This window comes from Flavobacterium sp. (assembly GCF_021151785.1).
GTDB lineage: Bacteria > Bacteroidota > Bacteroidia > Flavobacteriales > Flavobacteriaceae > Flavobacterium.
Genome location: NZ_JAGKWP010000030.1, coordinates 1 through 24,255, shown reverse-complemented (window position 1 = coordinate 24,255; position 24,255 = coordinate 1). Strand labels below are relative to the sequence as shown.

Here is a 24,255-nt window from a genome sequence, read left to right as displayed (position 1 = left end):
GGACAAGACTTACCTTCAACGGATTATTGGTTCTCGGTTGATTATATAGAAAACGAACAACAAAAACAATTTAAAGCACATTTTTCATTAAAGAGATAAAAAGCTTTGATTGACACAAATAAAAAGGATTTTAGTATTTTGCTAAAATCCTTTTTTTATATCGACTCTTTTGTAAAGGAGAAGAAATAGTTTTTTAAAGTATAATTATTATATATAGCAAACTAAAAAAGCTGATAAAATAATTTATCAGCTTTTATTTTGTTAATTATTGATTTAATCACTCTTCCATCAAAACTTCTAAAATTGTTATTGCCGCATCGCTAATCTTAGTTCCAGGGCCAAAGACAGCAACGGCTCCAGCGTCAAATAAATATTGATAATCTTGCGCGGGAATAACACCGCCTACTATTACCATAATATCTTCTCTTCCATAATTCTTTAATTCTTCAATTACTTGAGGAACCAATGTTTTATGCCCAGCGGCTAATGAAGAAACGCCTAAAATGTGTACATCGTTTTCCACTGCTTGTTTGGCAGCTTCTTGTGGCGTTTGGAACAAAGGACCAATGTCTACGTCAAAACCTACGTCGGCATAACCTGTTGCTACTACTTTCGCACCACGATCGTGACCGTCTTGTCCCATTTTCGCAATCATAATACGAGGACGACGCCCTTCTTTCTTCGCGAAAGCATCGGCTAATTGTTTTGCTTTTTCAAAACTTTCATCGTTTTTAATTTCTTTACTATACACGCCGCTAAAACTTCTAATTTGTGCTTTATATCTTCCGAAAACTACTTCTAAAGCATCACTAATTTCACCTAATGTAGCTCTGTTTCGTGCTGCTTCTACTGCTAAAGATAGTAAATTTTCACCACCATTTTTAGCGCTTTCGGTTAATTTTGCTAAACATTCTGCTACTTTTGCATTATTACGCGTAGACTTGATTTGATCTAAACGTTCTATTTGTTGTTTACGAACGGTTTGATTATCTACTTCTAATATATGTAATGGATCTTCTTTTTCTAAGCGGTATTTATTTACTCCAACGATAATATCTTGTCCACTGTCAATACGTGCCTGCTTACGAGCAGCAGCTTCCTCTATGCGTAATTTTGGAATACCCGCTTCAATGGCTTTAGTCATACCACCTAATTCTTCGACTTCTTCGATTAAAGCCCAAGCTTTTTCAGCAATTTCTGCAGTTAAACTTTCTACATAATAACTTCCAGCCCAAGGATCAACCGTTTTGCAGATTTTGGTTTCTTCTTGTAAAAAAATTTGGGTATTACGAGCAATTCGTGCCGAGAAATCGGTTGGTAATGCAATTGCTTCGTCCAAAGCATTCGTGTGTAATGATTGAGTTCCTCCAAAGGCTGCTGCGGCTGCTTCAATCGTAGTTCGAGCTACGTTGTTAAAAGGATCTTGCTCTGTTAAACTCCAACCCGAAGTTTGACAATGCGTACGTAATGCCAATGATTTTTCATCTTTTGGATTGAACTGTTTTAACAATTTTGCCCAAAGCATACGGCCAGCACGCATTTTAGCAATTTCCATAAAATGATTCATTCCAATAGCCCAGAAAAATGAAAGGCGAGGAGCAAAGGTGTCAATATCCATTCCTGCTGCTAAACCAGTTCGGATATACTCCAAACCATCAGCTAAAGTGTATGCTAATTCTATATCAGCCGTAGCTCCTGCTTCTTGCATGTGGTAACCCGATATCGAAATCGAGTTGAATTTTGGCATATTTTTACTTGTGTATTCAAAAATATCTGCAATGATTTTCATCGAAGGCGTTGGTGGATAAATGTAGGTATTTCGCACCATGAATTCCTTCAAAATGTCATTTTGAATCGTTCCTGATAATAAGTTGGGAGTAACGCCTTGTTCTTCTGCTGCTACTATATAGAAAGCCATTATAGGTAAAACGGCACCATTCATTGTCATAGAAACCGACATTTCATCTAGTGGAATTTGATCGAATAAGACTTTCATATCTTCAACCGAATCAATAGCAACTCCAGCTTTTCCAACGTCACCTACAACACGTTCGTGATCCGAGTCGTAACCTCGGTGTGTCGCTAAATCGAAAGCAACTGATAATCCTTTTTGTCCAGCAGCTAAATTTCTTCTATAGAAAGCATTACTTTCTTCTGCAGTTGAAAATCCCGCATATTGGCGGATAGTCCAAGGGCGACGAACGTACATAGTTGAATATGGTCCGCGCAAATTAGGTGCAAAGCCCGCACCAAAACCAAGGTGTTCTAAATTTGAAATATCTTCTTTAGAATACATTGGTTTTACTTCAATTCCTTCTGCAGTAGTGAAGTCTTGTTTTTCAGAAATTTCTGTTTTCTGAATTTCAACTTCTAATTTTAAATGTTGTATATCTTTTCTCATGATTATTGCTCTTGAGATAATCGTTCTTGTTCTAATTTTTCAGCTAATCTTTTCTCAATAATCGGAGTGATTAGCGTTTTTCTTGGATTTTGTTTCACAAATGGATACAATTCCAAGTCGTTTTTCATTTGGTCGTTTTTGTTTGGATACTTGTTGGTTCCTAATAAAACTTCTTTTCCTGTATCGAAAAGTTCTTGTTCCTTTTCAGCACTTTCATTAATTTTTCGTTGGATAGTGCCTTCAATTAATTGTGTAATTAAACCATCGTTTGCTTCAATATCTTTAAATAACTCTAGAGCTTTTTCTGCTAATTGCTGCGTAAGTGTTTCTATAAAATAAGCGCCGTCAGCTGAATTACCTACTTTATCGAAATAACTTTCATGTTTGAGTATTAACAATTGGTTTCTAGAAATACGATCTCCAAACTCATTGTCTTTATGGTAAATAGCGTCATAAGCTAAGTTAGAAATTGCATCTGCACCACCCAAAATTGCCGACATGCATTCGGTTGTTGTGCGTAACATGTTTACATTATAATCATACAATGTTTTGTTTCGTTTACTAGGTGAGGCAAGAATATGACAGTCGAAAGAATGATTGTATTCTTTTGCTAATGTTTTGAATAATAATCGAATAGCTCTAATTTTTGCGATTTCAAAGAAATAGTTAGTACCGACAGCAACCTCAATAGTAATTGGTTGGTTGATACTTAAAATTCGATTAAAGTATTCATTTGTATGTGCTAGAGTGTAGGCAATTTGCTGAACAATAGTTGCACCAGCGTTTTGATAAGTAGTCGAATTAATGTTTAAAAAAGGTTCAATATCTTTTGAAGACAATAAATTTAAAGCATCAAAATCGTTTTCTAAGTTAAAGTACCAATTTCCTTCTTTAGCTAAATGGCCGATAGGATCTATAAGCAGTTTCGAATGTAAGCCATTTGCTGTAATGCATTCATTTAATTTATTACAATACTCTATTGATAAAAAAGGTAAATTAAAATAATACGTTACATTTTTAGAAGGTAACCCTTTTATTAACTCTTTGCAATCAATTTGGTCATTTTCAATGGTAAAATAAATACTTTCGGCACCTCGATTTAAGGCATCCAAGGCTTTTTTGTTCGAAAGATGTACTTCGTGCACAAATATTTTTTGAACGATTTGAAAAGGTGGTGTTGAAAATTGGTTGGCAATTGAATAATCAAACTCATCACTATGATAAAACGGTTTAACTTTAATGCCTTCTGGTGATTCCCATACAAGTGTTTCGTTGTAATCAGCGCCTTTAAGCTCAAATTGAATTTGCTGTTTCCATTGTTTTGAGGAAACAGGTTCAAATTCTGAAAATAATTTTTTTTCACTCATGATTGAAGTGTTTTTATCCGTTTAAGTCAAGTATAGCTCCGATGGTAGTGGCACCATGTAGAGCGAACTGCAGTACTGTTTGTGTTTAGAGAACTACTTGTCTGCTTCTAGTATACTATCTTTTTCTTTGTCTTCTTCGTATTCTATGATATAAATATCCTCGCTGTCTTTTTTCATAAAATATTTTTCGCGGGCATATTTTTCAATCATATTTCCATTTTGTAACTGTTGAATTTTTAGACTGTCTTTGGCTATTTCAGATTGGTAATATTCTTTGTTATTTTCTAATTCGTCTATTTGTTTGTTAAGTACACGATGTTCTAAATAAGAATAATTATCTAAAAACAACATCCAAATGATAAAAATGAGTAAAATTACATAGTACTTATTTCCGAGAAATCTCAGAATAGGAAATTTTAGGAAAAGTACTTGTAAACGTTTAAACATTAATTATCAATTCTTTGGTTAATTACAGCTCTAACTACATCAATTGCTACAGTATTGTATTTGTCATTAGGAATGATGATATCTGCATATGCTTTTGTAGGTTCAATAAATTGCTCATGCATAGGTTTTAAAGTATTTTGATATCGATTTAAAACCTCTTCCATATCTCGACCTCTTTCTGCAATATCTCTTCGTAATCGACGAATTAGTCTTTCGTCAGAATCAGCATGTACATAAATTTTTATATCAAACATTTCTCTTAATTCTGGATTGGTTAAAATTAAGATGCCTTCAACAATCATAACCTTTCTTGGTAAAGTATGAATGGTATCTCCGGTTCTGTTGTGTTGAACAAAAGAATATACTGGTTGGTCAATTTCTTTTCCTTCTTTTAAGTCTTTTAGATGTTGAACTAATAAATCAAAGTCAATAGCGCGAGGGTGATCAAAATTGATTTTCGAACGTTCTTCATAGCTTAAGTCGTGTGTTTCTTTGTAATAAGAATCTTGAGATATAATCCCTACTTCAGTTAACGGAAGTTCATTCATAATTTGGTGAACTACAGTTGTTTTTCCACTTCCGGTACCTCCAGCAATTCCAATAATAAGCATAAAATATGGTGTTGTAAATTTAAAAAGCAAATATAGAAATTATATCGGAGTGAAATGATGTAATGAATTGAAAAAATACGTTTTGATTTGCCAAATTGATATAGCTGTAAAAAAAGTTAAAATAAATTTTGTATGTTTAAATTAAGTTCTATATTTGCACCCACAAATACGGGGTGTAGCGTAGCCCGGTCATCGCGCCTGGTTTGGGACCAGGAGGTCGCAGGTTCGAATCCTGCCACCCCGACAAAAGGAGATTTCTTTTAAAGAGTCTCCTTTTTTCATTTTATGTCTCATTAGTTTGTATCTTTACCTTTCAGTTATCTTACATTTATGAAAAAATACGGTTTCTATTTATTCGTTTTATTATTAGCTTCTTGTCATTCAAAGCCTAAGCCCGACGATTTAAAAAAAATTAATGGTTATTGGGAAATTGAGGAAGTTGTGTTTCCAGATGGGAATAAAAAGGTCTATCAAGTTAATGATGTTATTGATAAATTTGAGTTAACTAATGATAAAGGAATTAGAACTAAGGTTAAACCTCAATTAGACGGAACTTTTCTAAATAGTAATTTGAATGAATCCGTTCAAATTATTGATAGTAATCGTACTTATTACCTTAAAGCAAAAACAAATTATGCAACTTGGATTGAAGAAATTGAATTCATTTCAAAGGATAAATTAGTTTTAGAGCATCAAAATAAGACCGTTTATCATTATAAAAGATTTGTTCCTCTTTCAAAACAGATAAAATAGAAGGTATGAAGCGCTTTAATGATGATTATTCAATTAGTGATGTTATGAAAGAATTTATTAAGACATCCAATCTCGAAAAAGGTCTTAATGAAGTTCAAGTAAAAGAATTATGGGTTTCATTAATGGGACCAACAATAGCTAATTATACAACTCAAATAGATTTTCATCGTAACACACTTTATGTGGCTTTAAATTCGGCTGTTTTAAAGCAAGAATTGCTATTAGGTAAGCAGAAAATTATCGATTTGTTTAATCAAGAATTAGGAAAAGACTTAGTTAAAGACTTGATTTTCAGATAGTATAAAATATTATTTAAATTTAATCTAAATAAATTTGTTTTTTGTTTAGACGGATTATAAATTTGCATCATAATTTTAAATCAGTCTAAATAAAATGAAAATATTACAAATTGTTTTACCTCTTCTTTCTGTTTCTGCATTTGCACAAAATGAGTCAGATCGTTTTGATGAAAGTACTTTCACAGTTCATGATACGGTAAAAAAAGCTAAAGTTATTGAGCCTATTTTAATACAAACTACACTTCAAGGAAAAACAGTGGCTCTAGGAAAAACTGGTGTTAAAGCCATTGACTTACCTCAAGGATTACAAGTGATTGATGATAAAATCATTGAACAACAACAAGCAATTCGTTTGAGTGATGTAGTGAAAAATGCTAATGGTGTTTATGTTAGTTCTGCTCGTGGTGGAGCACAAGAATCCTTTTTTTCAAGAGGGTATGATATGTCTGCTAATAATATTTTTAAAAATGGTTTCAGAGTAAATGCAGGTTCTATGCCAGAAGTATCATCATTAGATCAAGTAGAATATTTAAAAGGCGGATCTGCATTACTTTTCGGAAATGTGGCACCTGGTGGAATCTTAAATTTAGTAACTAAAGCCCCTCAGTTTAAATTTGGAGGGAGCTTTTCTACTCAAATTGGGAGTTATAATTATTATAAACCAGTGTTGGATTTTTATGGACCACTTAACAAGTTCATCGCTTATAGAATGGTTACTTCTTATGAAAATTCTGAAAGTTTTAGAGATGTGGTTACTCGTGAACGTTTTTACATTAATCCATCAATCTTATTTAAGGTTTCAAAGCGGACCAATGTATTATTGCAAGGAGATTATTTAAATGATAATTGGACTCCTGATTTTGGTACTGGTGCTATAGGTAAAAATGTTTTTTTAGCTATTCCAAGAAGTACTTATTTGGGTGCAAGATGGTCAAATGGATTAACTAATCAATCAACTATTACTGCTCAAGTTAATCATAAATTTAACGATACTTGGAAATTTAATTCTAATTTTTCATTTCAAGATTTTAGAAGATTTTCTGAAGGCACTGAACGTTTAACTATTAATGCAGATGGAAGTTTTACAAGACCATTAGGAAAAAATAATAATTTAGAGACAATTTTAGGTCAGCAATTTAATTTACAAGGAGAGTTTCAAACATGGCAAATTAAACATCAGTTATCTGTTGGGTTAGATTTAGATCAATCTTATACAGATGCTTATACTTATGTTTTTGGAACTGGTAGTACATCAGTAGCTTATGATACAGCAAATATTTACAATTCATCTACATATGAGAATGATCATGATTATGCTGCACCTAGAAATACTCGAATTGTAGAAACTAAGGCTTCAAGGTTTGGGGTTTATTTTCAGGATTTGATTAGTTTATCTTCTCAATTTAAGGTATTGACAGGATTACGCTGGTCTTGGCAAGAATCACAAGCCACAACTTACAATGAAGTAACTGGAGAGGGTAATCCTTATGAAGGAACAATGTCTGAAGGTGAAACACTAATTAATAAGGCGTTTACACCAAAAATAGGGTTAGTGTATCAACCAATTCAAAACACCTCTATATTTGCAAGCTATTCAACTTCATTTTCACCAAATACAGCCACAGATGTTTATGGAAATGTTTTAGAAGCATCGATCATTGATCAATTTGAGGTTGGATTGAAAAAAGGATTTTTTAATAATAAATTGACAACTAATATAACAATTTATCAAATTATAAATAGTAATTTAGCACAAACCGCATTATACGATGCTAATGGAAATTTAAATAATAATTCAGCTTTCAAAGTTTTATCTGGTGAGACAACAAGTAAAGGTATAGAATTTGATGTAATAGCTCAACCTATAAAAGGCTTGAATATTAATGCAGGATATAGTTACAATGATATGAGATTTACTGATGTGGAAGCAAAACCAGGAAATTTTGTTGAAGGAGATCGAGTTGCTAGAACTCCTTATGTAACGGCTAACTTAAGTTTCTTTTATACGGTTCAAAATGGTTTCTTCAAAGGTTTTTCAATAGGAGCAATGGGAAGTCATGTAGGAGATAGAATAGGTGGGTGGAATAATGACTATCAATTAGTGTCAGGAAATTTAGTAATTAGAGATAGAGAAATTCCAGTACGAAGTTATACTACTTTTGACACTTCATTGGGATATGAATGGAAACAATTTTCAATCTTATGTAAAGTATCTAATATTACGAATGAATTGAATTATACCGTACATGAAAATTACAGTATTAATCCTATTGCACCTAGACAATTTATGACTACATTGAAGTATAAATTTTAATGCATGAATAGTCTTGTATCTTGAATTTTAATTTTATAGTTATAAAGAAAAAGCCGCTTTGGAAAATTTCCTTAGCGGCTTTTCAATACAAACAAACTAAATTATAATCAACGATTATTTTTTTTTAAAACTGTGCTGTTTCTGTAGAGTCTTTCATTGCTACAGTAGAAGCTAAACCTGCAGTAACAGTGTTTTGCACTTCATCAAAGTAAGTAGTGCCTACAAAATTTTGATGTTTAACTGCTCGGAATCCTTCAGCTTGAAGAGCAAATTCTTTTTGCTGCAATTCAGAATATCCAGCCATTCCTTTTCTTTTATAAGCTAAAGCTAATTCAAACATAGAAGTATTTAATGCATGAAAACCAGCCAAAGTGATGAATTGGAATTTATACCCCATTTTAGCTATATCTTCACGAAATGTTTCCATTTGTTCTACAGATAATTTTGCGGCCCAATTGAATGATGGTGAGCAATTGTAAGCTAATAATTTTCCTGGATATTGAGCATGAATTGCTTCTGCAAATTTTCTAGCTTCTTCTAAATCTGGAGTTGAAGTTTCTAGCCAAATTAAATCTGCATAAGGAGCATATGATAATCCTCTTGAAATTCCTTGTTCTAAGCCAGCCTTTACATAAAAAAATCCTTCTGGAGAACGTTCTCCTGTTACAAATTCTTTGTCACGATCATCAATGTCACTTGTTAGAAGATTAGCTGCATCGGCGTCAGTTCTAGCAACAATAATTGTTGGAACTCCCATGGTATCTGCTGCTAAACGTGCTGCAATTAATTTATTAATTGCTTCTTGGGTGGGAACTAATACTTTTCCTCCTAAATGACCGCATTTTTTTGCTGATGACAATTGATCTTCAAAATGCACACCTGCTGCTCCAGCTTCAATCATCCCTTTCATTAATTCAAAGGCATTTAGATTTCCTCCAAATCCTGCTTCGGCATCTGCAACAATAGGTACTAAGTAATCTTTTTTAGGTTCAACTTTATTAACAGATTGTATTTGGTCCGCACGTAATAAAGCGTTATTGATACGCTTAACTACTTGAGGTACACTATTAGCAGGATATAATGATTGATCCGGATACATTTCTCCGGCTAAATTAGCATCTGCAGCTACTTGCCATCCGCTTAAATAAATAGCTTCTAAACCTGCTTCTACTTCCTGAATAGCTTGATTTCCAGTTAATGCACCTAAACCTGCAACCCAATCTTGATTATTTAATTTATGCCATAAAATTTCGGCTCCTCTTTTTGCAATAGAATATTCTATTTCATATGAACCTTGTAATTCTATTACTTTTTCTGCGGTGTAAGGTCTTTCAATTCCTTTCCATCTTGAATTTGTTGTCCAATCTGTAATTAATGCTTGAATTCTTTCTTGTGTTTTCATACTTTTGTATTGCTTTAATAGTTATGTAAATAATTATTTTAAAATGAGCTGTCGAATGTTGCAGCATTCGGCAGTTTTTCTTTAATCTAAGTATTCGTATGCTTTTAAGGTTAAAAAATCATCTAGTTCATTACTTTCAATCATGTTTCTAAATAAGATGCTTGCTAGTTCAAATTTGCCTTTCTCAAATCGCTCTACGCCTACATAGATTTTAATTTTTTCTAATTCTTCAACTATAAACTGTTGGTATAGCTCTTTAGTTATTTCTATTCCAGAGTTTGTTTTTGCCTGTTTTTTTAACCATAGCCATAGTTGTGCTCTAGAAATTTCAGCTGTAGCTGCATCTTCCATTAAATGGTATAATGCAGCTGCTCCAACTCCCATTAACCAAGATTCAATATAAAGAATGCCAACGTTTATATTTTTTCTAACTCCTACCTCAGTTATAGTTCCTTTAGGTAATTCAAGTAATTCATCTTCATTGATTTGAATATCATTACGTTTGATGTGTATTTGGTTTTTGGTTGGCATATTTTCATTGAAAATTTCTAAAGCTAAGGGTACTAACGCAGGATGGGCAACCCATGTTCCGTCATGACCATTTTTAACTTCTCTTTCTTTGTCTGTTTTTACTTTATCAAAAGCTAATTCATTGTCTTGTTCATTATCTTTTATTGGGATTTGAGCGGCCATACCGCCTATAGCTAATATGTTTCTTTTGTGACAAGTTTGAATAACACGTAAAGAATATGCAAGCATAAACGGACTGGTCATTGTTATTTGATCACGATCAGGAACTAGGAAATCTGGATGATTTTTTAATTTTTTAATGTATGAAAAAATATAATCCCAACGACCACAATTTAGTCCAGCGATGTGTTCTTTTAATTCAAATATGATTTCGTCTAATTGAAAACTAGCGGTAATAGTTTCTATTAAAACGGTTGCCTTAATTGTACCGATAGGTATATTAAAATAGTTTTGAGCAAAGACAAATACATCATTCCACCAGCGTGCTTCTTCATAGTGCTCTAATTTTGGTAAGTAGAAAAATGGTGCTAATCCCTGAGCTAATAAAGTAGAAGTGTTATGGAAAAAATATAGCCCAAAATCTAAAAGTGCTCCTGAGATTTGTGTTTCGTTAATTTCGATGTTTTTATCATTTAGATGTAATCCTCTTGGGCGAACTAATAAAGTAGCGGTTTCAGTGTTTAATTGGTATTTTTTTCCATTTTGTTCTAGTTGAATGGTTTTATTTACTGCATCTTTTAGATTTTCTTGTCCTTCCATAAGATTATTCCAGCTAGGTGCGCAACTATCTTCAAAGTCTGCCATAAAAATTTTTGCACCAGAATTTAAGGCATTAATAACCATTTTTCGATCAACAGGACCAGTAATTTCAACTCTTCTATCTAAAAGGATTTCTGGTATAGGTGCAGCTGTCCAATTTTCATTTCTAATTGAAGCGGTTTCTTTAGGGAATTGTGGCTTTTCACCTTTATCAAATTTTGCTTGTTGTATTATCCTTTTTTCTAATAATTGAAGTCTTGATTCATCAAATTGAAGATGTAAGGCAGTTAAAAATGCCATTGCATCATCAGTTATGATTGATGTAAACTTATTTTGATTTTTGATAACAAGTTGTGTTGTTGTAGTTTTCATAAAAAAAAGTTTATGTTTCTGAGTACAATATTATAAAATTAAAAAATACAAAACAAGCGAACGTTCGCAAAAAATTAAAAAAAAATTAAAAAAGATGTTTCGCAAAAATGTGTTATATTTGTAATTCAGTGTAAAACAAGGGAAATATGTTTTTTTTGTTTTAGAGTAAATGCTTTAAAAGATGATTGAAGAAGAATATATTCGATTGATATTTGGATTAAAATTAAAACAAGTACGAACAGAAAAGAACTTGTCTTTATTTGGTCTTGCTAAGGTGACAGGGCTTTCCAAGTCTTATTTAAATGAAATTGAGAAAGGTAAAAAATACCCTAAGAGAGATAAAATAGTAGTTTTAGCAGATGCGTTAGAAACTTCTTATGACCAGTTAGTTTCTTTAAAATTAGATAAAAATTTAGCTCCAATTGGAGAAATTTTACAATCAAGAATTTTAAAAGAAATTCCGTTAGATATTTTTGGTATTAAAGAGAGTGATCTAATAGATATTATTGCAGAAGCACCATTAAAAGTAAATGCTTTTATTAGTACTCTTTTTGAAATTGCTAAGCATTATAATTTAACACGAGAGAGTTTCTTTTTGGCAGCTTTGCGTTCCTATCAAGAAGCAAATAATAATTATTTTGAAGAAATTGAAAATCAAGTTGAACAGTTTGCTAAAGCTTATTCTATTGATTTAGATAAGAAAATTGAAGTTCAAGATTTAGAAGAAATTTTAACTGAGGAGTATGGTTATGTTATAGAAAATGAAGAGCTTACAAAGCATAAGGAGTTGAACAATTTACGTTCTGTTTTTGTTCCTACTTCAAAAACATTATTAGTATCTTCAGAAGCTGATACTTCACAGCGTTTATTTATTTATGCCAAGGAGATTGCTTATAACTATTTGCAAATTACTGACAGATTATATACTTTTTCATGGATTAAATTTGAAGGTTTTGATCAGGTATTAAATAATTTCGTTGCATCCTATTTTGCGGGTGCATTATTGATTCCAAGAAAGCGTTTAGTAAAAGCGTTAAAAGTTTTTTTTGATAATAAAACTTTTGATGCTATTCAATTTAATAGTTTGATTGAAGAGTTTACGGATTCTCCTGAAACATTTTATCAGCGATTAACTAATATTTTGCCTAAGGATTTTAATTTGAAAAATTTATTCTTTTTACGATTTAGTTATAAGCCTGAAAGAGGTGATTTTCAATTGACTAAAGAGCTGCATATAACGAATTTATTAGAGCCGCATGCTAATGAGCAGAATGAGCATTATTGTAGAAGATGGGTTTCTATAAAAACGTTAAATCAATTGCCTACAGCTGAAGAAGATAAATTATTTGCTTATCAAATTTCATCTTATAGTCATACTGATAATAAGTATTTTGTAATGTCTTCTGCCACTAAGGATCCTTTTAGAAACGGTTATTATCGAAGTGTTGCTTTGGGGGTTATGATTTCGTCTCATTCTCTTAGCAGAATACAGTTTTTACATGATGAGTCGATACCAGTAAAGCAAGTGGGAGTTACTTGTGAGTCATGTTCTATTTTAGATTGTGAGGTTCGAGTATCACCTCCAAGAAATTTAGAAAAGAAACAACGTTTTGCGCAAACAGATGAGGTAGTAAAAGGTATAATGGAACAATACAAATAAAATAAGAAACCCGATTTGAAGTCAAATCGGGTTTTATTTTGTAGTCTAAAATAAATTATATATTAGAATTGTTCTCTTCCTGCAAAATGGAAAGCACCTTCAATAGCTGCATTTTCATCTGAATCAGATCCATGAACTGCATTTTCACCAATTGACGTAGCATATTTTTTACGAATAGTTCCTTCAGCAGCGTCAGCTGGGTTTGTAGCACCAATTAAAGTTCTGAAATCTTCAACTGCATTTTCTTTTTCTAAGATAGCAGCAACAATTGGACCTCTAGTCATGAATTCAACTAATTCACCAAAAAAAGGTCTTTCACTGTGTACAGCATAGAATTTTTGAGCATCAGCTACAGTTAATTGTGTTAATTTCATCGCTACGATTCTGAAACCACCTTCAGTAATCATGTTTAAAATTCCACCGATGTGTCCTTTTTCAACAGCATCTGGTTTAATCATTGTAAAAGTTCTGTTACTTGCCATTTTTTTATTTTTTTGCAAATGTACTACTTATATTTCGTTATACAAGTTGTCTCAAAAAATAATTCTTAATGGCTAATTAATTCATTTTAATTATTGTGAAATTATTAGCAAATGGATCAAACTCTTTAAAAAAATGGTTTAAAAAATCAGAGTCAAAAAAGGTAGCAAAGTTGGCTATTCGTTCTTGTAAACTGCCATTTGGGAATAATTCATTTTGAATATTCTCAACTCGAGTCAAATAATCTTTATACTTTCTTTTTTCTGCTTTCAGTAATCTTTTTTCTAATTTCTTTAATCCTTTTATTTGTTTAGCTTCTTGTGCTTTAACAGCTCCAATGAACGAAGAGTCTGTTTGTAATGCTATTTTTTCGAGAGACTTAAATTGTTCCTCCAAAAATGAAATTTGTTTAGAAAAATCAAAATTAATTTGCGATAGTTCTTTTGTCTTTTTATCAAGTAAAAGTTGTTTATTCATGAAAAGTTCTTGCCAAGAAAGATCTAGTTTTTTTATTTTATTAACTTGTTTTTTTGAAACGATCAAGGCTGAATTTCTTAATTGCAAAATGGGAAAAGGAATGTTATGTGAATCAAAGTTAGACTTTAATTGCAACCAATATGCTATTTCTCCTCCACCTCCAATGTAGCCTAAATTTGGTAAAATTATTTCTTGATATAAAGGTCTTAGAATTACATTAGGACTAAATTTTTCTGGGTGGTTTTCAATTTCTTTTAGAATTTCTTCTTGATTGAATTGAATTGTAGTGTTTAAAACTTTATAAGTATCACCTTCTTGAACAATTCTTTCTCGTAATTCATCTTCAATATAAAATAAATTTATAGGTCTAGGATTTACTTGTATAAAATAATCTTTTAATGCAGAATTGCTTTTATTTACATTTAAAAAGGATTTTTGGTTTAAAATCTCATCTTTAATGTAAGGACTGAATATTTTTTTTAATTTTTTGTCATCTGCATCGATAATAACTAATCCATATGCTTTAAATAATTCATTGGTTAAATATCGTGTTGCTGCCGCCAAATTTGAATGCTTTAAATAAGCATTTTGAAATAATTCAATCAAGTAATCCGCACTATTTCCTATACCGATTTCTTTTTTAAACTCTTCAAATACTACTTCTAAACCATTTGTAGAGAGTCTTCCTACAGGCCCATTTGAAGTTATATCCCATTTTATTTTCTTATCATTTAGATTAAAATGATTGATTTCGTCAAAGTCATGATCCTCTGTGGCCATCCAATAAACAGGGACAAAATTAAACGTTGGATAGGATTTTTTTAATTTTTGAGTAGTTATAATTGTAGATATAATTTTATATATAAAATAAAGTGGACCTGTAAAAATATTTAACTGATGTCCTGTTGTAATAGTAAATGTTTTTTCATTGAGTAACTGATTTATATTAGCTTCTGTGGCTGAAGATACTGCAATTGATTCGTATTGCTTTTTAACCGCCTCAAAAAGTACTTTTCTGCTTTCATTTGAATACTTTTTTTGCTTAATATGAAGTTGTGATAAATAATTATCAGGACTAGGAAAGGATGTGTATAAATCTTTTAAACGAGGTTCTTGATTAAGATAATCCACGATTAATTTTGAAAAATAACCCGATTCTTGAAAAGAGATACAGTCACTTGGCATAGATCAATTTTTTTGGTAAAAATACGGAATTTTAATATTGAGTTAAATTATTTTACTTTTGCTTAACTAAATTTCATTGTTTTGAAACCCATACTTCTCATAACGCCTCCCTTTACACAATTGAATACACCTTATCCAGCAACAGCTTATTTAAAAGGTTTTTTCAACACTAAAAATATTGAAAGTACTCAAATGGATTTGGGTATTGATGTAATTTTAGCTTTATTTTCAAGAGAAGGGTTACTTTCTATTTTTAATCAAATTGATTCGAGTGAATCTCTTTCAGAAAATGCCTGTCGAATTTTTAGTTTGAAAGGAGAATATATTACTACTATAGATGCTGTAATTACTTTTCTACAAGGTAAGAATCCTTCGTTAGCTAGACAAATTGTAACTAGTGGTTTTTTACCTGAAGCATCTAGATTTGCAAATTTTCATGAAGATGAAGAAGCTGTTAATTGGGCTTTTGGTACTATGGGAATGCAAGATAAAGCTAAACATTTGGCAACATTATATTTAGAAGATTTGTCAGACTTTATAGTGGAATGTATAGATGAAAATTTTGGATTTAGTCGTTATGCGGAGCGTTTGGGTAGAAGTGCTAATTCTTTTAATGAATTGTATACTTATCTCCAAAAGACTCCTACTTTTATAGATCGAATTACGTTACAAATTCTTGAAGACAAAATTCAATTAGTTGAACCGCAATTGGTTTGTTTTTCGGTTCCGTTTCCAGGTAATTTATATAGTGCTTTTCGTTGTGCTCAATACATTAAAAATAGATTTCCAACGATAAAGATTGCAATGGGAGGCGGGTTCCCTAATACTGAGTTAAGAGATTTGAAAGATATTCGTGTTTTTGAGTTTTTTGATTTTATAACCCTTGATGACGGAGAATTACCTCTAGAGCTTCTTTATTATTACACACAATCTAATAATCCAAATTTGCCTTTAAAACGAACTTTTTTAATTAAGGAAAATCAATTGATTTACCAAAATGATGCTATTCAAGTTGATTACAAGCAAAGTAAAGTTGGTACACCAGATTATTCGGATTTATTATTGGATCAATATATTTCTGTAATTGAAGTGGCCAATCCAATGCATAGTTTATGGAGTGATGGTCGTTGGAATAAATTAACAATGGCACATGGTTGTTATTGGGGAAAGTGTACATTTTGTGACATTTCATTAGATTATATTAAGGTTTATGAACCCATTCATGCTAAAATTCTAGTAGATAGAATGGAAGCATTAATTCAGCAAACGGGAGAAACAGGTTTTCATTTTGTTGATGAAGCAGCTCCACCTGTGCTTATGAGAGAAGTAGCTTTAGAAATTCTTCGAAGAAAATTAATAGTTACATGGTGGACGAATATTCGTTTTGAAAAAAGTTTTACAGCTGATTTATGTATGTTGTTGAAATTATCCGGTTGTATAGCGGTTTCAGGAGGATTAGAAGTTGCATCTGATCGATTATTAGCATTGATAAAAAAGGGAGTTACTGTAGAACAAGTGGCTAATGTAACTAAAAATTTCACTGAAAGTGGTATTATGGTTCATGCTTATTTGATGTATGGCTATCCCACACAAACGGTTCAAGAAACTGTTGATGCACTCGAAATGGTACGTCAATTATTTGAGTTAGGAATTGTCCAAAGTGGTTTTTGGCATCAATTTGCTATGACGGCGCATAGTCCTGTTGGTATGAATCCAGATGAATTTGGGGTTGTTCCAAACTACAAAGAAATCTCATTTGCAAACAATGATGTTCAGTTTAAAGATAAAACAGGCATTGACCACGATAAATTTAGTTTTGGATTAAAAAAATCATTATTTAATTATATGCATGGAATAGGTTTTGATTTTGAATTACAAGAGTGGTTTGATTTTAAAATTCCGAAAACTAAAATTCCATTTAATTTTATAGAAACAGTTATTCAGCAAGACTCAAAATTCAGTACTAAACCAGCATCAAAAATTGTATGGATAGGCTCAAGTCCTTCAGTCAAATCTTATGTTAAAACTAAAAAAGGCAATTCTTGGGAAATGCTTGAACTCGTTTTTTATTCTAAAACTCTAACAGTTTCCTGTCATTTTGAAAAGGAAAAAGGAGAATGGTTGCTTGAAAAATTAGAAGAATTAACCTTGACAAATCCTAAATTAACTACATTTTCGGAGTTAAAAACAGATTTCGAACGTTTTTTTGAAGATTTTGAATTGTTTTGGTACAGCAAGTACATGATTCAACTTAGAGCAATAGGTTTACTATCACTTTAATTTATTTTTTAACTATACCAAACTACCACATTTTTATTTTTTTGCGTTCCGAAAACGTTTTCTTTTGCTTATTTTTACGACCAAATTTTTAAAATTATGAGTAAAACTTATAAACTTTCAGTGAATAAAAGCACATCTTTTGAATTTACTGAACAGGATTTAGAAAAATTAGATGCTGTTAGTATTCAAGAAAATCATTTTCACATTCTTAATAAGCATAAAGCTTTTCAGGCAGAACTGATTACTACTGATTTCAATTCAAGAAAATATACTGTAAAAGTGAATGGGAATACATATCAAGTAGATATTGCTACTCCATTAGATTCTTTGATTAAGGAAATGGGAATTTCCTTAGGAGCAGGAAAAGTTGTTAATGCTATAAAAGCACCAATGCCTGGTTTAATTTTAGAAGTTGCAGTTCAAGTAGGACAAGAGGTTCAAGAAAATGATACATTGTTAATTCTTGAAGCTATGAAAATGGAAAACACGTTATTTTCTCCTCGTGCAGGTGTAATTAAAAGTGTATCTATTGAAAAAGGAAATGCCGTTGAAAAAGGACAGTTATTAATTGAATTTGAATAGCATGAAAAAAATATTAGTTGCAAATAGAGGTGAAATTGCACTTCGTGTAATGAAAACTGCAAAAAAAATGGGAATTAAAACAGTTGCCGTTTATTCTACTGTTGATAGAAATTCTCCACACGTTAAATTTGCTGATGAAGCCGTTTGTATTGGTGAAGCACCATCTAATCAATCTTATTTATTAGGAAATAAAATTATCGAAGTTTGTAAAGAGCTAGGGGTAGATGGAATACATCCTGGTTATGGATTCTTAAGTGAGAATGCAGATTTTTCAGAATTGGCAGAGAAAAATAATATTACATTTATCGGGCCAAAATCTCATGCTATGAAAGTTATGGGAAGTAAGTTGGCAGCAAAAGAAGCTGTTAAAGCATTTGATATTCCTATGGTACCTGGATTAGATGAAGCCATAACCGATGTTGAAAAAGCAAAGCAAGTAGCAAAAGAAATTGGTTTTCCTATTTTAATCAAAGCTTCAGCTGGAGGTGGAGGTAAGGGAATGCGTATTGTTGAGAAAGAAGCTGATTTTGAAGCTCAAATGCAACGTGCTATTTCTGAAGCTACAAATGCATTTGGCGATGGTTCAGTTTTTATTGAAAAATATGTAGGATCGCCTCGTCATATTGAAATTCAAGTAATGGCTGACAGTCATGGAAATATTTTATACTTATTCGAAAGAGAATGTAGTATACAGAGACGTCATCAAAAAGTAGTTGAAGAGGCACCATCATCAGTTTTAACTCCAGCTATTCGTAAAGCGATGGGAGAAGCTGCCGTTCGAGTGGCGCAATCGTGTGATTATTTGGGAGCTGGAACTGTAGAGTTTTTATTGGATGAGAATAAGAACTTTTATTTTTTAGAAATGAATACGCGTTTACAAGTGGAACATCCTGTTACAGAAATGATTACGGGTATCGATTTAGTTGAAATGCAAATTCGAGTAGCTAGAGGTGAAGCCTTACCAATTAAGCAAGAAGATTTAGAAATAAAAGGACATGCCATGGAATTGCGTGTGTATGCGGAAGATCCATTAAACGACTTTTTGCCTAGTGTCGGACATCTAGATGTGTACCAAATTCCTGTTGGAGAAGGCATTCGTGTAGATAATGGTTTTGAACAAGGTATGGATGTGCCTATTTATTACGATCCGATGTTAGCAAAACTAATTACTTATGGAAAAACACGCGAGGAAGCTATCGAATTGATGATTGAAGCTATTGCACAATATAAAGTTGAAGGCGTAAGTACAACATTACCTTTTGGCACATTTGTGATGGAACACGAAGCATTTCGTTCAGGAAATTTCGATACCAATTTTGTGAAAAAATATTACGATAGCGAAAAATTAAAAGCACAGTTTGATAAGGAAGCAGAAATTGCTGCTTTGGTAGCATTAGAGCAATATTTAGTAGATAAAAAAATGCTAAGATTACCTAACTAAATGAATAAGCGCATATACGTTTCGGTAAATTCTAAATGCTAATCTCATAATTCTCAGTCGAAAATGGAACAAAAAATAAAAATATTAGAAGATAAAATTGCCTTAGCCAAGTTAGGTGGTGGCACAAAACGAATTGAAGCGCTTCATGCAAAAAAGCGTTTAACAGCAAGAGAGCGAATTGAATATTTATTAGATGAAGGTTCTTTTGAAGAAATTGGAATGTTGGTTACACATCGTACTACCGATTTCGGAATGGAAAAAGAAGTTATTTATGGTGACGGTGTAGTTACAGGTTACGGAACTATTAATGGTCGTCCAATTTATATCTTTGCACAAGATTTTACTGTTTTTGGTGGTTCATTATCTGAAACACATGCAGAGAAAATTTGTAAAGTAATGGATATGGCCTTAAAAAGTGGCGTTCCTATGATTGGATTAAATGATTCAGGGGGTGCGCGTATTCAAGAAGGAGTTCGTTCTTTAGGAGGGTATGCCGATATTTTTTACAGAAATGTGCAAGCTTCTGGTGTAATCCCACAAATTTCAGCAATTATGGGACCATGTGCTGGTGGAGCTGTTTATTCTCCTGCGATGACTGATTTTACTATGATGGTAGAAAATAACAGTTATATGTTTGTTACTGGACCTAATGTAGTAAAAACAGTAACTAATGAGGAGGTTACTTCAGAAGAATTAGGAGGAGCAATGACTCATGCTTCAAAATCAGGAGTTTGTCATATCACTTCTGCAAATGGAATTGAATGCTTGGAAGATATCAAACGATTATTAAGCTATATTCCTCAAAATAATCGAGAAACAACACCAAAGGTAGAGGTCGAATTAGGAGATGAAATTCGTGAACAATTGACTTCTATTGTTCCAGATAATGCTAATAAGCCTTATGATATGCATGATGTTATCAAAGGAATTATAGATGAAGAATCTTTCTTTGAAATTCATAAAAATTATGCTGAAAATATCATTGTTGGTTTTGCTCGTTTAGGAGGAAGAAGTATTGGTATCGTTGCCAATCAGCCTATGGTGTTAGCAGGTTGCTTAGATGTAAATAGTTCATTGAAAGCAGCTCGTTTTGTACGTTTTTGTGATTGCTTTAATATTCCTTTATTAGTGTTAGAGGATGTGCCAGGATTTTTACCAGGAACGGATCAAGAATGGAATGGAATTATCACTCATGGTGCAAAATTGTTATATGCATTTAGTGAAGCAACAGTACCAAGAGTTACAGTGATTACAAGAAAAGCATACGGAGGAGCTTATGATGTGATGAACTCTAAACATATTGGCGCTGATTTTAATTTTGCTTGGCCAAGTGCAGAAATTGCTGTTATGGGTGCAAAAGGAGCTTCTGAAATTATTTTCAAAAAAGAGATTAGTGAAGCGGTGGATCCTTTAGCAAAATTAGCAGAGAAAGAAAAAGAATATGCTGATTTATTTGCTAATCCTTATACTGCAGCACAACGAGGATTTATTGATGAGGTAATTTTGCCAAAAGAGACTCGTAGAAAATTACTTAAAGCGTTTAGTATCCTAGAAAACAAAGTAGTAGATACACCAAAACGTAAACACGGAAATATTCCTTTGTAAAATAGTATATTTTATTTTAAGAGCCACCATTGGTGGCTCTTATTTTTTGCTCAAGGCTACAATGAAGTTATTTTTTGGTGTATCATCAAAATACAAAATTGTACTGTAAGGAGGCCATTTAATATTGCTATTAGAAAACAAATCACATGTTGTTTTATCTATTTGTTTTAGTTGGTGAATGCCTATAATTAGTACAACTATCTTAGATTCGTTTCGATCTGCAAAAAACACTTCATATCCTTCTTTACCTGGATTATCCTTAATAATTTGATCAGTAATTAAAGTAACTAAATCTAAATCTTCTTCTTCATAATCATATCCAGTATTTAACAATAGATGTGGTTGATTGACTTGAATTTTATTCGCACAGGTATAAATAGAAACATTTGTTTTGGATTGACCAAAGCTGTAAAATATTATTAGTAAGAAGAATAGGAGTATTCGGTTTTTCATCATAATTTGAGGTTGAATTGTCAAATAAAATAATTTTTTTTAAAAAAGGAAAATTATGGTATGACAAATATCATTTTCTTTAATCCAATTTACGTGTAATTTCGCTTTCAAATGTCAGGAAAATGAAAATCGAACAGATATATACCAATTGCATGGCTCATGCTGCTTATTATTTAGAATCTAATGGCGAGGCAGCTATTTTTGATCCCTTGAGAGAAGTAGACGATTATATAGCAAAAGCTGTAAATAATCATGCAACAATAAAATATGTTTTCGAAACGCATTTTCATGCTGATTTTGTTTCCGGACACTTAGATTTAGCAAAAAAGACAGGAGCTATCATTGTATATGGTCCTACAGCAAAACCTCAATTTGAAGCTCTAATTGCCGAAGACGGTCAGGAGTTTTGGGTAGGGAATTGCAGAGTAAAAGCTATTCATACACCTGGACATACTTTAGAAAGTACAACTTATTTACTCATTGATGAGTTGGGTAAAGAGCACGGTATTATTTCAGGAGATACTTTATTCATTGGTGATGTAGGTAGACCCGATCTGGCTCAACACGTTGTTGCTGATTTAACAGAAGATAAGCTTGCCAAAATGTTATATCATTCACTGCGAACTAAAATAATGCCTTTGTCAGACGATTTAATAGTGTATCCTAATCATGGAGCAGGAAGTGCATGTGGTAAAAACATGAGTAAAGAAACAACAGATACATTAGGAAATCAAAAAAGAACAAACTACGCTTTACGTGCTAATATGACTGAGGAAGAATTTGTTAGTGAATTGCTTAATGGATTAACTCAACCGCCAGGGTATTTTCCTAAAAATGTACTTCTAAATATAAAAGGATATGAAAGTCTAGAATCTGTTTTAACAAAGGGAAAAAAGCCAATTGAAGTTAAAGATATTAAAGATTTGATTCAAGATGGTTCAGTTATAGTATTAGATACTCGTTCTGCGGCTGTTTTTGCTGACGGATTCATTCCAAATAGTATCAATATAGGAATTGATGGAAATTTTGCCATGTGGGTAGGAGAGATGATTGAAAACATTAACCAGAAATTTGTTTTAGTAACTGAATTAGGAAGAGAAGAGGAGTGTATGATACGATTGTCTAGAGTGGGTTATGATGGAACTATTGGTTATTTAGCTGGAGGGTTTGAGGCTTGGATTAACGAAGGATTTCCAGTACAAACTATTAAAAGAATTGAAGCATCTGAGATTACTTCTCATTATTCTAATTGGCCTATAGTAGATGTTCGTAAAAAAAGTGAATTTGATGCAGAACACGTTCAAGGAGCTATTAATATTCCATTAAATCAATTATATAAAAGAATACATGAATTTCCAACAACCAATTTTGTTTTGCATTGTGCAGGAGGTTATAGGAGTATGATAGCTGCGTCTTTATTATATCAAAGAGGTATTCAGTATTTTGTGGAAGTAAATGGTGGCTTTTCAGCAATTAAAGAAACGTCTTTATTGCCTATTACAGATTATGTTTGCCCTTTAACAATGTTGTAATTATTTACTTATAATAAGCTGTTATTTAATTGGTATCCAGACTTCTTCTTCTGAGTCGGGATGTTCATGACCTAAATAAGTATCACCTAATAACTCAAAATGAGGTCTGTCATCTAATTTAAATCCTGATTTTGGTAACCATTCTCCATAAATGTATTGGGCAGTTTTAATAAATTGTTCAGTATTTCCCTTGTGTAAAAAAACGGCATATTTCCCTGCTGGTAATGTAAATTGTTGAAAATCTGTTGGACAATTTTCAAAATTTTTTACCTCAATGGCTGCCCATTTTGTAAATGATGTAAACGGAGAGAATTTTGTGTAATAATCCATAGGATAAATTTGTAAAGAATACAAGTCAGCACTTTTAGCATGCTTTATTTCCTTAAGTTTTGGCATGAATTTTTTCCAAATTTCTTGTGTTTTGTTTTCAGCCAATGACATGGTTACGGAATAACCAATTAGCATTTTGGCTTCGATTTCTTTTAGTTCAAATTTCATTTGAATAGCATTTAGTCAAATATAAAAAAATCCTCGTAAATACAAATACTTACGAGGATTTAAAAAAATTAAACTATAAAACTAATTGGAAACTAGATATTGGTATATCCCATCTTTAAGATGTACACGTTTCACTCTCAAATCATTTAATGTTTCGTCAGAAGCAGGCTCTGAATCACTTTCAATTCTGTAAATTTCGTGATCTAAAGCATCAAATTCTTCAAATAATTTTTTAAAATGAGCATCTTCCATTTTTAAAGTATGAATCTTTTCTGCAAATTCTGGAAACTCTTCAGTTAGGATGTGTTTTGAAATCATATATACTGGTTTTTAAATTTCTATACTCAAAGTTCGTCATTTTAAATACGAATTCATATGATAATTGTCATAAAGCAAAATATCCTGAAATAAATTTCGGAGCACATTTTCATAACCGTTACGAAGATTCTTACGCTAAGCTGAAAGCCGCTTACGATCAGGGATGTACAAGATTCGACAGTGCCATCAAAGGAATCGGAGGCTGTCCGATGGCGAAAGATGATCTGGTGGGAAATATGCCGACCGAACAGGTAATCAATTTTATAAGCGTAGAAAAAGCGGATCATAAGTTGAATCTGCTGAACTTCGAAAGTTCTTACAACAAAGCGAAAGATATTTTTCATTTTTGAGGTATGACTAAGCTTTTTGTTACCATACTGATTGTTTTTTCTTCTGCGGTTTTTGCCCAGAAAGTAGAAAAACTGTTCAACGAAGAAAAATTTAAGGAATTAACCGGGCTTGAAAATGAAAGTCCTTCTTTTACAGGA

20 protein-coding genes, 1 tRNA gene and 1 pseudogene are annotated in these 24,255 nt (G+C 32.1%); 11 read left to right on the top strand and 11 right to left on the bottom strand.

The genetic code is table 11. The features are described 5' to 3' along the window. Positions 1-277 precede the first annotated feature (277 nt). The 4 genes from scpA to udk all read right to left on the bottom strand — a co-directional run bounded on the left by scpA (position 278) and on the right by udk (position 4,826). The gene (scpA, locus tag QZ824_RS04960) at positions 278-2,404 is read right to left on the bottom strand and encodes a methylmalonyl-CoA mutase (RefSeq protein WP_291274911.1); all 2,127 of its coding nucleotides are present in this window, start codon (positions 2,402-2,404) and stop codon (positions 278-280) included. Continuing rightward, on the bottom strand, positions 2,404-3,768 hold the full coding sequence (locus tag QZ824_RS04955; RefSeq protein ID WP_291274910.1) for a methylmalonyl-CoA mutase subunit beta: 1,365 nt from the start codon (positions 3,766-3,768) through the stop codon (positions 2,404-2,406). Before QZ824_RS04955 ends, scpA begins: the two co-directional genes overlap by 1 nt. A 93-nt stretch (positions 3,769-3,861) precedes the next feature. After that, the gene (locus tag QZ824_RS04950) at positions 3,862-4,215 is read right to left on the bottom strand and encodes a septum formation initiator family protein (RefSeq protein WP_291274909.1); all 354 of its coding nucleotides are present in this window, start codon (positions 4,213-4,215) and stop codon (positions 3,862-3,864) included. Then, the gene (gene udk / locus QZ824_RS04945; protein ID WP_291274908.1) at positions 4,215-4,826 is read right to left on the bottom strand and encodes a uridine kinase; all 612 of its coding nucleotides are present in this window, start codon (positions 4,824-4,826) and stop codon (positions 4,215-4,217) included. Before udk ends, QZ824_RS04950 begins: the two co-directional genes overlap by 1 nt. A gap of 169 nt (positions 4,827-4,995) precedes the next feature. Here udk and QZ824_RS04940 point away from each other — a divergent pair. From QZ824_RS04940 to QZ824_RS04925, 4 genes are all read left to right on the top strand, one after another. Further along, positions 4,996-5,070, top strand: a tRNA-Pro gene (locus tag QZ824_RS04940). A gap of 86 nt (positions 5,071-5,156) precedes the next feature. After that, positions 5,157-5,579 (top strand): hypothetical protein, encoded by a 423-nt coding sequence (locus QZ824_RS04935; RefSeq protein ID WP_291274907.1) that lies wholly within the window; start codon positions 5,157-5,159, stop codon positions 5,577-5,579. Positions 5,580-5,584: 5 nt separating this feature from the next. Next, a complete protein-coding gene (locus tag QZ824_RS04930) occupies positions 5,585-5,878 on the top strand; it encodes a DUF721 domain-containing protein (RefSeq protein ID WP_291274906.1) in 294 nt (97 codons plus the stop codon). 94 nt (positions 5,879-5,972) lie between these two features. Continuing rightward, positions 5,973-8,192, top strand: coding sequence for a TonB-dependent siderophore receptor (locus QZ824_RS04925; RefSeq protein WP_291274905.1), 2,220 nt, complete (start codon positions 5,973-5,975; stop codon positions 8,190-8,192). 124 nt (positions 8,193-8,316) lie between these two features. On the opposite strand, the gene aceA is transcribed toward QZ824_RS04925, so the two are convergent. Together aceA and aceB are read right to left on the bottom strand one after the other, a co-directional pair. Continuing rightward, complete coding sequence (aceA, locus tag QZ824_RS04920) at positions 8,317-9,594, bottom strand: isocitrate lyase (protein WP_291274904.1); 1,278 nt, start codon at positions 9,592-9,594, stop codon at positions 8,317-8,319. A gap of 81 nt (positions 9,595-9,675) precedes the next feature. Then, complete coding sequence (gene aceB / locus QZ824_RS04915) at positions 9,676-11,256, bottom strand: malate synthase A (protein ID WP_291274903.1); 1,581 nt, start codon at positions 11,254-11,256, stop codon at positions 9,676-9,678. A gap of 181 nt (positions 11,257-11,437) precedes the next feature. Between aceB and QZ824_RS04910 the strand changes: the two genes are divergently transcribed. After that, positions 11,438-12,916 carry a helix-turn-helix domain-containing protein gene (locus tag QZ824_RS04910; protein ID WP_291274902.1) on the top strand — a complete coding sequence of 493 codons (1,479 nt, stop codon included), beginning with the start codon at positions 11,438-11,440 and terminating at the stop codon, positions 12,914-12,916. A gap of 62 nt (positions 12,917-12,978) precedes the next feature. On the opposite strand, the gene QZ824_RS04905 is transcribed toward QZ824_RS04910, so the two are convergent. Together QZ824_RS04905 and bshC are read right to left on the bottom strand one after the other, a co-directional pair. Continuing rightward, complete coding sequence (locus QZ824_RS04905) at positions 12,979-13,398, bottom strand: nucleoside-diphosphate kinase (protein WP_291274901.1); 420 nt, start codon at positions 13,396-13,398, stop codon at positions 12,979-12,981. A gap of 76 nt (positions 13,399-13,474) precedes the next feature. After that, a complete protein-coding gene (bshC, locus tag QZ824_RS04900; protein ID WP_291274900.1) occupies positions 13,475-15,058 on the bottom strand; it encodes a bacillithiol biosynthesis cysteine-adding enzyme BshC in 1,584 nt (527 codons plus the stop codon). A gap of 81 nt (positions 15,059-15,139) precedes the next feature. Between bshC and QZ824_RS04895 the strand changes: the two genes are divergently transcribed. From QZ824_RS04895 to QZ824_RS04880, 4 genes are all read left to right on the top strand, one after another. Continuing rightward, the gene (locus QZ824_RS04895) at positions 15,140-17,338 is read left to right on the top strand and encodes a B12-binding domain-containing radical SAM protein (protein WP_291274899.1); all 2,199 of its coding nucleotides are present in this window, start codon (positions 15,140-15,142) and stop codon (positions 17,336-17,338) included. Positions 17,339-17,434: 96 nt separating this feature from the next. Further along, positions 17,435-17,920, top strand: a complete 486-nt coding sequence (locus QZ824_RS04890) for an acetyl-CoA carboxylase biotin carboxyl carrier protein subunit (RefSeq protein WP_291274898.1) — start codon at positions 17,435-17,437, stop codon at positions 17,918-17,920. 1 nt (position 17,921) lies between these two features. Then, positions 17,922-19,361, top strand: a complete 1,440-nt coding sequence (gene accC / locus QZ824_RS04885) for an acetyl-CoA carboxylase biotin carboxylase subunit (protein WP_291274897.1) — start codon at positions 17,922-17,924, stop codon at positions 19,359-19,361. 63 nt (positions 19,362-19,424) lie between these two features. Further along, a complete protein-coding gene (locus tag QZ824_RS04880) occupies positions 19,425-20,966 on the top strand; it encodes an acyl-CoA carboxylase subunit beta (protein ID WP_291274896.1) in 1,542 nt (513 codons plus the stop codon). Between the two features lie 39 nt (positions 20,967-21,005). On the opposite strand, the gene QZ824_RS04875 is transcribed toward QZ824_RS04880, so the two are convergent. Further along, the gene (locus QZ824_RS04875) at positions 21,006-21,443 is read right to left on the bottom strand and encodes a hypothetical protein (RefSeq protein ID WP_291274895.1); all 438 of its coding nucleotides are present in this window, start codon (positions 21,441-21,443) and stop codon (positions 21,006-21,008) included. Positions 21,444-21,541: 98 nt separating this feature from the next. Between QZ824_RS04875 and QZ824_RS04870 the strand changes: the two genes are divergently transcribed. After that, complete coding sequence (locus QZ824_RS04870) at positions 21,542-22,951, top strand: MBL fold metallo-hydrolase (RefSeq protein ID WP_291274894.1); 1,410 nt, start codon at positions 21,542-21,544, stop codon at positions 22,949-22,951. 21 nt (positions 22,952-22,972) lie between these two features. Here the strand turns inward: QZ824_RS04870 and QZ824_RS04865 are convergent, their stop codons facing one another. Both QZ824_RS04865 and QZ824_RS04860 read right to left on the bottom strand, forming a co-directional pair. Next, complete coding sequence (locus QZ824_RS04865; RefSeq protein ID WP_291274893.1) at positions 22,973-23,449, bottom strand: GyrI-like domain-containing protein; 477 nt, start codon at positions 23,447-23,449, stop codon at positions 22,973-22,975. Positions 23,450-23,530: 81 nt separating this feature from the next. Beyond that, positions 23,531-23,767 (bottom strand): YdcH family protein, encoded by a 237-nt coding sequence (locus QZ824_RS04860; RefSeq protein ID WP_291274892.1) that lies wholly within the window; start codon positions 23,765-23,767, stop codon positions 23,531-23,533. A gap of 80 nt (positions 23,768-23,847) precedes the next feature. On the opposite strand from QZ824_RS04860, the pseudogene QZ824_RS04855 reads away from it, so the two are divergent. Continuing rightward, a pseudogene (locus QZ824_RS04855) lies at positions 23,848-24,117 on the top strand (hydroxymethylglutaryl-CoA lyase); the annotation flags it as partial. Positions 24,118-24,255 lie beyond the last annotated feature (138 nt).

Excerpts from the sequence above, each read along its gene's own strand:
- QZ824_RS04955 (WP_291274910.1), bottom strand. The coding sequence starts at position 3,768 with ATGAGTGAAAAAAAATTATTTTCAGAATTTGAACCTGTTTCCTCAAAA.
- QZ824_RS04950 (WP_291274909.1), bottom strand. The coding sequence starts at position 4,215 with ATGTTTAAACGTTTACAAGTACTTTTCCTAAAATTTCCTATTCTGAGA.
- udk (WP_291274908.1), bottom strand. The coding sequence starts at position 4,826 with ATGCTTATTATTGGAATTGCTGGAGGTACCGGAAGTGGAAAAACAACT.
- QZ824_RS04935 (WP_291274907.1), top strand. The coding sequence starts at position 5,157 with ATGAAAAAATACGGTTTCTATTTATTCGTTTTATTATTAGCTTCTTGT.
- QZ824_RS04930 (WP_291274906.1), top strand. The coding sequence starts at position 5,585 with ATGAAGCGCTTTAATGATGATTATTCAATTAGTGATGTTATGAAAGAA.
- QZ824_RS04925 (WP_291274905.1), top strand. The coding sequence starts at position 5,973 with ATGAAAATATTACAAATTGTTTTACCTCTTCTTTCTGTTTCTGCATTT.
- aceA (WP_291274904.1), bottom strand. The coding sequence starts at position 9,594 with ATGAAAACACAAGAAAGAATTCAAGCATTAATTACAGATTGGACAACA.
- aceB (WP_291274903.1), bottom strand. The coding sequence starts at position 11,256 with ATGAAAACTACAACAACACAACTTGTTATCAAAAATCAAAATAAGTTT.
- QZ824_RS04910 (WP_291274902.1), top strand. The coding sequence starts at position 11,438 with ATGATTGAAGAAGAATATATTCGATTGATATTTGGATTAAAATTAAAA.
- QZ824_RS04905 (WP_291274901.1), bottom strand. The coding sequence starts at position 13,398 with ATGGCAAGTAACAGAACTTTTACAATGATTAAACCAGATGCTGTTGAA.
- bshC (WP_291274900.1), bottom strand. The coding sequence starts at position 15,058 with ATGCCAAGTGACTGTATCTCTTTTCAAGAATCGGGTTATTTTTCAAAA.
- QZ824_RS04890 (WP_291274898.1), top strand. The coding sequence starts at position 17,435 with ATGAGTAAAACTTATAAACTTTCAGTGAATAAAAGCACATCTTTTGAA.
- accC (WP_291274897.1), top strand. The coding sequence starts at position 17,922 with ATGAAAAAAATATTAGTTGCAAATAGAGGTGAAATTGCACTTCGTGTA.
- QZ824_RS04880 (WP_291274896.1), top strand. The coding sequence starts at position 19,425 with ATGGAACAAAAAATAAAAATATTAGAAGATAAAATTGCCTTAGCCAAG.
- QZ824_RS04870 (WP_291274894.1), top strand. The coding sequence starts at position 21,542 with ATGAAAATCGAACAGATATATACCAATTGCATGGCTCATGCTGCTTAT.
- QZ824_RS04865 (WP_291274893.1), bottom strand. The coding sequence starts at position 23,449 with ATGAAATTTGAACTAAAAGAAATCGAAGCCAAAATGCTAATTGGTTAT.
- QZ824_RS04860 (WP_291274892.1), bottom strand. The coding sequence starts at position 23,767 with ATGATTTCAAAACACATCCTAACTGAAGAGTTTCCAGAATTTGCAGAA.